This is a genomic window from Starkeya nomas (assembly GCF_902703545.1).
In the GTDB taxonomy this organism is placed as follows: domain Bacteria; phylum Pseudomonadota; class Alphaproteobacteria; order Rhizobiales; family Xanthobacteraceae; genus Ancylobacter; species Ancylobacter moscoviensis.
Genome location: NZ_CACSAS010000039.1, coordinates 22,006 through 28,989 on the forward strand (window position 1 = coordinate 22,006; position 6,984 = coordinate 28,989).

Consider the following 6,984-nt stretch of genomic DNA (forward strand, 5'->3'; position numbering starts at 1 on the left):
CCCGCCATGATCAAGGAGCTTCGCCACCTGCTGGCGTCGGCGATCTCTGACGCCAAAGCCTATGACGTACCGGGCTTGTGCCGTCGGTTGAATCTGGCGGACGGCGAGGAACAGGAGGCGTTCGCCAGCAAATACAAATATGCCCAGAAGCGGCTTGCGGATGTATCGGCCGAACAGGTCGTCGTCTCCGCTCGCGAGCTTGCCGCTGAAGAGCAGCGCTTCGAGCTCAGTGAGCAATTGGCCAAGATTGACGAGCTAAACGGCCCGGCGGTCACCACGCTCACGCGTCGACGTCTGATCGCGCTGTTCGAAGGCCGCCCGCTGGCGCGCGAGATCGAGGACATCGAGCTTATTCGCGGCCTTTGGCCGATCGGTTCTCTTCGCGCACCTCATCCCAGCGATGAGGCAACGCTCGAGGACTATCTCCATCGCCATACTATCCGCAACGACGACCTGACCCAGCGCGATGTGCTGGAGACGCTCGGGCTGCTAACGTGCTCACGCGCGCAGCTATTTAAATTCCTTGCCGCCGTCACGGCGCCAGATGCGTTCTCGGGGAGCGAGCAAATCGAGCTGGCCGAGAAGATCGACGGCCTACTGCGGCACGACGGCTATACGTTAGCCTTGGCGGGACGAATTTCTGGAAGTCCATTTTACGCCGTGAGAGTCGCACCAACCGGATCGCCAGCAGATGCCAGCATCTCCGCGACGCTGGCCGCCTTTGACCCGACGCAGGTGCACGCGCGTTGGACCATGGCCATGGAGCGGCGCGGCTCGGAACCGGCAGGCGCAATTACATTGGCCCGCACCCTGCTCGAAGACGTCTGCAAATGGATCCTCGAGGAGGCGGGTGAGACCTGGCAAGAAGCTGACGATCTGCCGGCCCTCTACCGCAAGCTCTCCAAAGTCCTGAAGCTCGCGCCCGACGACCATACGGAGCAGGTCTTCAAGCAGATTCTCGGAAGCTGCCAGTCTGTTGTCGAATCCTTGGGCGCCCTGCGCAACAAGCTCAGTGATGCGCACAGCCCTGGGCCGAAGCGCGCGCGCCCACAGCCAAGGCACGCGGAGCTGGCAGTCAATCTCGCTGGCGCGATGGCCACCTTTCTGGTCGCGACCTGGGAGGCGCGCAAAGAGGCGCGTGGCGGATCGTCATCGGAGGCTGCGCACGGCATAGGCCGGAAACCGCGGGGATGATGACAACGGCGGTCACAAGCGCAACGAACCTGCCGATGTCAGTCGACCTATCGATGGCGGAGGGCCGCTAGCGCGGTTTGCGGAACCGACCTGAGTGCCGAAGAATACTATGAGCACAACGGACTATGCGGCTATCACGCGCATATCGCGTCGAAGGACGACGCAACCCGGGATTAGAATGTCAACTCGGGAATCCTTGAGTGGTCTGGTTTCTGGCTCCGGCAACGTGGCGCCCTTCCTCCGACAGGCTCGCCGTGGCCGTCAGTCGCTCCTGAAAGACGTCCTGCAATAGGGTCAGAAAGGCACGCACGGCAGGGTTCGCGCGGCGGCTTTCGGGCCATACTGCAGTAATATTGTGCCGCTCTACCGCAAAGGCGGAAAGCACTGGGACGAGGTCGCCGCGCGTGACGTAAGGCGCCGCAATGAAGGAGGCGCTGATCCCGATGCCGCCACCGGCCGCGAGCGTCACGAGTACCGCATCGCTTACGTCGACGACGATGCTCGCGGTGGGTACCAGCTCGATCTCGTGACCGGCAATCTGAAAGGGCCAGCGAAAGCTTTGACCTGTGCTCTGATAACGAAGGTTGACGAGGTCGTGCCCCGCCAGATCGTCGGGGTGCAGCGGCGCGCCGCGCGCCGCAAGGTAAGCGGGTGACGCAAAGCAGCAGAGTCGATAAGGGGCAAGGCTCCGCGACAACAGGCGCGAATCCGCCAGATCGCCAATGCGTATTGCGACGTCGATGCCTTCCTCGATGATGTCCACCATCCGGTCAGTCAGTCTGAGATCGACCGTCACTTTGGGATGACTCTTTCGGAACGCAGGCAGAGCGGGCGCGATCACATGCAGTCCGATCGGCAGCGACGCCGCCACCCGCAAGTTGCCCGACGGCTCTGAGCGCGCGCTCATCGCCGCCTGCTCGATCGCTTCCGCCTCGCGCAGCAGACGCAGCGCGCGCTCGTGAAGATCGCGACCCTCTGGCGTGAGTGTCAGCGACCGGGTCGTGCGGGTGAAGAGTGGAACCCCCAGATGCCGCTCAAGGCGCTGGATGCTCTTGCTGACGGCTGAGGGTGAGACCGATAAGGAGCGAGCAGCGGCTGTGAAGCTACCCATCGAGCCAGCACGCGCAAACGCGATCAGGCCGGTCAACCGCTCCAAAAGCATTTGTTCCTTCATGGCACTATTGAAGCGCCATTGGAGCAGATTATCAATGCCGGGACCGGTGTTATATCGGTGTCTGAGCACCGAACGGCGAAAGGAGATCATGATGAGCGATACAATGAAGGCGATCCGGCAGCACGCGTTCGGCGGTCCCGAGGTGCTGGTCTATGAGGATGCCCCGAAGCCTGAGGTGAAGCCAGGCGAAGTGCTGGTCCGGGTTCACGCCGTCGGCCTCAATCCACCCGACTGGTATCTGCGTGAGGGCTATAAGATGCTTCCGCCCGAATGGCAGCCGCGGGTGTCGTTCCCGCTCATCCTCGGGACCGACATCTCCGGCGTCGTCGAGGCCGTGGCCGGCGATGTCGAAGGTTTCTCCGTGGGTGACGAGGTCTATTCGATGGTCCGATTTCCCTCGGGCCTCGCTGGCGACAGCAGGGCTTACGCCGAGTATGTCAGCGTGCCGGCTTCCGAAGTCGCGATCAAGCCGGCCGGGATCGACCATGCGCACGCCGCGGGGGCGCCAATGTCGCTGCTCACCGCGTGGCAGTTTCTGGTCGATCTGGGGCACGACGTGCCCAACCCGTTACAACCGTATCCGCATGTGCCGGTACCGTTGGAAGGCAAGACCGTTCTCGTCAATGGAGCGGCTGGCGGCGTCGGACATTTCGCGGTGCAGATCGCCAAGCTGAAAGGCGCCCATGTCATCGCCGTGGCGTCGGGCAAGCACGAGGCGCTTCTGCGCGATCTCGGCGCCGACGCGTTCATCGACTACACCAAGACGCCTCCCGAGGACGTGGCGCATGACGTCGATCTTGTGGTCGACGCCGTGGGCGGACCCGGCACCGGACGGTTTTTGCGCACGCTGAAGCCGGGCGGCGCACTGTTTCCTGTCTTTCCTCTTGGGTTCACCGGCGCGGAGGATGCGAAAAAGCTGGGCGTCACGGTCTCGGCGACTCAGGTCCGGTCGAGTGGCGCGCAGCTGGCGGAGATTGGAAGCTTGCTTGCTGCAGGCACGATCCGGGTCGTCCTCGACAGCACCTATGCCCTTGCCGACGCGCGGCTTGCGCACGAGCGAGCTGCCAAGGGGCACATTCAAGGCAAGATCGTCCTGGCGGTAAAATGACGTCAATCCCAAAGCCGCGCCTTGGGACGGCGCCTGGTTCGAGATGGTCGGCGCTTTGATGAGCGAAGCGGCAAGGCCGTCCGGGCTGCCGGCGGGGCTGAGTGTGTCGTTTGTCGAGCCCATTCGGACGGCGGCTCGCCGTCGGAGGTGTAGTTTACGGCATCCGCTCCGACGTCATCGATCCGGCTGCTTGAACGTAAACATCGTTCAAAAAATCTCGGTTTGCTCTCTTGAACTGAGTTTTTGGTTCTCCCAAATCCTTCTGCGTCGGGGCTTCGGCCCGACCAATAGGCGTCGCAGAGACGCTGTGACGCTGCTTGTAATCCATGTTGCTTTACGGAGGATATGGCTATGAGAAGCTTCGATTATAGGCCCCTTTACCGCTCGACGGTGGGCTTCGATCGCCTTCTCGACATGCTCGATACCAGCGTGCGCTCAGACTGGCCGCCTTACAACATCGAGAAGAAGAGCGACAACGACTACCGCATCACCATGGCGATCGCCGGCTTCAGCCCGGATGAGGTGGAGCTCACCCAGGACGGTCCTGAGCTCATCGTGACGGGACAGAAAAGGCCGAGCCAGGAGAATAGGCAGATTCTTCACCAAGGGTTGGCGATCGGCGATTTCAAACAGGCGTTCAAGCTTGCCGACCACGTCAAGGTCGCCAATGCTACGTTGGAGAATGGCCTGCTGTCGGTCGATCTGGTGCGGGAGATTCCCGAGGAGTTGAAGCCTCGCCGGATCGCCATCGGTTCGACGCGCAACGCCCCATCGGCGGGAGACAACGGCAAGACGAAGCAGATCAGCCAAAATACGGAGCCGCAGCGCAAAGCTGCCTGAGCCCGTCGACCAAACCTAAACCCTGCGATTTGCCTCCCGATCTATCCGGGTGTCACGAATTGCGGAGAAACGGAGATGACTGAATATAGCAGCTTTTCAAACATTGATCGCCATAAAGCACGCCGCAGCGCTGGACATCCGATATTCCAGCAGCCTGATGACGTTATAAATGATCCGGAGATGAGCCGTGCTGAGAAGCGGGCCCTGTTAGCCTCCTGGGCGTCTGACGCCCGCGCAGTTCCGGGCTCTCCATCGCTGCGTCAGCTAGAGGATGGCTCTATTGTCGAGGTGGACGAGATTCTGCGCGCTTTGAAGGCGCTGGACACATTCGACAGCCTCACGCTTTCGACGAACCCATCCTTTGGGCTGGGGCATATGCCGCCGGAGCGGCGGCGCCGCTCCGCGCTGAGAAAATGGTCTCGCATCGTATCCCGCCGCCGGCGCGATGACGACGACGATCCGCCGCCTTGTCCCGCTCTGGCCACCATACCGCCAAGAATCGGCGGGGGTGGAGCTTTTGTTCATCCCGAACCTGCGCTGGCATGAGCCAGCGCAGTGGCGATTTTGACCAACCTACCGGCCGCTTAAGGCACGTGCCGCATCCGTCGGTGTCTTGGCGATCCAACGCTGGCGATCGTCGCTGACTTGTCTGGGAAGGCCCCGCCTCACGGCGGGACCTTCTACGTGGCGTCTCAGTCGCGGTTCGGACGAGAGCAGATGACCGAATGGCTGTCCGGCATTCCACCTCGAATCAACGTAGCCCTTCTCGGGCGGCGGGCATCGCGACCCCGATGGGTGCGTACTTGATCGGAGGCGATCGCGCCGTAAGGCCGCCGAAAAGGGGCATCGGCTTGACCTCGGCTTAAATGGTCTCGCGAGAGGATCGTCACCGGACCCGGCGGAGACCGCCTGCGGGCTCCGTGAGCGAAGCGAATAGAGCCGTCCGCCGCAGGCGGCTCGCCAAAATCTTGATCGCCCAAGCCAAGCGCAAAGGCGAATGCCTCCAGGGTCTGACCTGCATGATCGACATTCCAGCAAGGATCCGAGACTAGAGGAGATCGCCGGCTTCGATCGATCAAGGGAGAAGTTTCATAAAGACCGAGATGATGCTGGCCGCGGGAATGCTGCTGGTTGCGGCGACGACGCTCGCCTCGGATCCACCCTTTCAGGCCAGTCCAACACAACGGCCGTTGCCAGCTTCCTGTCCGGACAGCCTTGCGGCGACGTTCTCGATTTGCGGCGAAGCGCGGCGCGTGAACTGCGTCGTCGACGGCGACACCTTCTGGCATCTGCGGGTCAAGATCCGCATAGCGGATATCGATGTTCCCGAACTGAGTCCGCCGCACTGCGAGACAGAGCGGATGAAGGGAGAGGCGGCCAGGCGCAGACTCCTCGATTTACTCAATGCCGGTGCGTTCTCTCTCGTCGCCGCAGACCGGGACGAAGACCGTTTCGGCCGCAAGCTGCGCGTGGTAAGGCGGGCCGGCCACTCCCTTGGCGCGACATTGATCGCCGAAGGGCTCGCTCGCCCTTGGGGCGGCCCGCGTCGAAACTGGTGTGACTGACTGATCAGGCTGATGAATCGGTCAGCGCAGATTGATTCATGAAAGGCGTTGGACGCCGCTTCTAAAGGAAGCGAGACTTACGTCATGGCCAACGAGGTTCCTGAACAGCTCCATCTGCATCGCGTCGAGCCGGCCCGAAACATGCGGCGCTTCTACGCGCTCGCGCTTCAACCGACGCTGTTCGGCGGCGCGTCGGTCATCCGGAACTGGGGGCGCATCGGAACCAACGGCCAGTCGATGATGGAGACCTTCGACCAGCCCGAGGAAGCCTCCGTCGCTCTAGGCCGGCTTGAGCGTGCAAAAAGGCGGCGTGGCTATCGCGATGTTGGCGCTGCAGAACGCAACTAGCGGCTGCCAGGCGCGACATGGCGAAGGCCCCGCCTCACGGCGGGGCCCGCTCGTCGCCCGGGTCAGTCGCGGTTCGGCCGAGACCAGATCAGCTGCAGGCCTTCCTCGCCTTCGACCTCGACCAGGGTCGCGTAGATCGGGGCGGGGAAGCTCGGATCGTCGAGCTTGACCGAGAGGTAGTCGCGGTCCGTTTGGTCGGAGTGCTTCTGCCAAGCGGCGCCGAGCTCGGCATTCGCTGCGGCGAAGATGCGGAAGTGCGGGCCCTTGTCGGAGGGGTTTTCGACGCGGACCAGCCGAGCTTTGACGTTCAAGGTCAGGGTGCGGATGGTGCCCGTGAAGCCGCTGCCGTTCGAGGTGAAGGTGCCGATGTTAGCCATTGTCTCGTTCCCTTGTTTCAGGGCCGCGCCCATCGCGACCCGATGGCGGTCGTGAGGCCGGAGGCGATCGACCCGCACCCGAAGGGCTGCAACGCAGTGGAAGGCGGCCGGAGACGGCTTTTTTGTCTCGCGATGCAAAGCCGAAGGCGGCGGAAAAAAGTCGTCGCAGGACGTTGCGGGGACAAGATCGAGAGGACGCTTGCGTGCTCGTCCTTCGGTCAGACCAGGCCAATCGGGCTCGTGTTGGGGGTGTGACCTGAGACCCTGAACTTCCTCCAGATTTGGGTAGAGTCCGTCGATTACGGAGACGGACGATGCGACCATCGCGGTTCACGGAAGAGCAGATTATCGGACTACTGAAGGAGCAGGAGACCGGTG

The 6,984-nt window shown here is 62.5% G+C and carries 8 protein-coding genes; 6 read left to right on the plus strand and 2 right to left on the minus strand.

Features of this window, described 5'->3' with window-relative positions; translation table 11 throughout:
- Positions 1 to 6 precede the first annotated feature (6 nt).
- Entirely contained in the window at positions 7 to 1,194 is a 1,188-nt protein-coding gene (locus STARVERO_RS22955; RefSeq protein ID WP_137902103.1) for an abortive infection family protein, read from the plus strand.
- A gap of 181 nt (positions 1,195 to 1,375) precedes the next feature.
- Here the strand turns inward: STARVERO_RS22955 and STARVERO_RS22960 are convergent, their stop codons facing one another.
- Positions 1,376 to 2,368, minus strand: coding sequence for a LysR family transcriptional regulator (locus STARVERO_RS22960; RefSeq protein ID WP_137902087.1), 993 nt, complete (start codon positions 2,366 to 2,368; stop codon positions 1,376 to 1,378).
- 88 nt (positions 2,369 to 2,456) lie between these two features.
- Here STARVERO_RS22960 and STARVERO_RS22965 point away from each other — a divergent pair, with 88 nt between their 5' ends.
- The 5 genes from STARVERO_RS22965 to STARVERO_RS22985 all read left to right on the plus strand — a co-directional run bounded on the left by STARVERO_RS22965 (position 2,457) and on the right by STARVERO_RS22985 (position 6,229).
- Complete coding sequence (locus STARVERO_RS22965; protein ID WP_159602513.1) at positions 2,457 to 3,476, plus strand: NADP-dependent oxidoreductase; 1,020 nt, start codon at positions 2,457 to 2,459, stop codon at positions 3,474 to 3,476.
- Between the two features lie 351 nt (positions 3,477 to 3,827).
- Positions 3,828 to 4,316, plus strand: coding sequence for an Hsp20 family protein (locus tag STARVERO_RS22970; protein WP_137902086.1), 489 nt, complete (start codon positions 3,828 to 3,830; stop codon positions 4,314 to 4,316).
- A 75-nt stretch (positions 4,317 to 4,391) separates the two neighbouring features.
- Positions 4,392 to 4,862, plus strand: a complete 471-nt coding sequence (locus STARVERO_RS22975) for a hypothetical protein (RefSeq protein ID WP_137902085.1) — start codon at positions 4,392 to 4,394, stop codon at positions 4,860 to 4,862.
- A 557-nt stretch (positions 4,863 to 5,419) separates the two neighbouring features.
- Positions 5,420 to 5,881, plus strand: coding sequence for a thermonuclease family protein (locus tag STARVERO_RS22980; RefSeq protein WP_159602516.1), 462 nt, complete (start codon positions 5,420 to 5,422; stop codon positions 5,879 to 5,881).
- A gap of 84 nt (positions 5,882 to 5,965) precedes the next feature.
- Positions 5,966 to 6,229, plus strand: a complete 264-nt coding sequence (locus STARVERO_RS22985) for a WGR domain-containing protein (protein WP_137902101.1) — start codon at positions 5,966 to 5,968, stop codon at positions 6,227 to 6,229.
- Positions 6,230 to 6,291: 62 nt separating this feature from the next.
- Here STARVERO_RS22985 and STARVERO_RS22990 read toward each other — a convergent pair whose 3' ends face one another.
- Positions 6,292 to 6,606, minus strand: coding sequence for a DUF736 domain-containing protein (locus STARVERO_RS22990; protein WP_159602519.1), 315 nt, complete (start codon positions 6,604 to 6,606; stop codon positions 6,292 to 6,294).
- Positions 6,607 to 6,984: the final 378 nt, after the last annotated feature.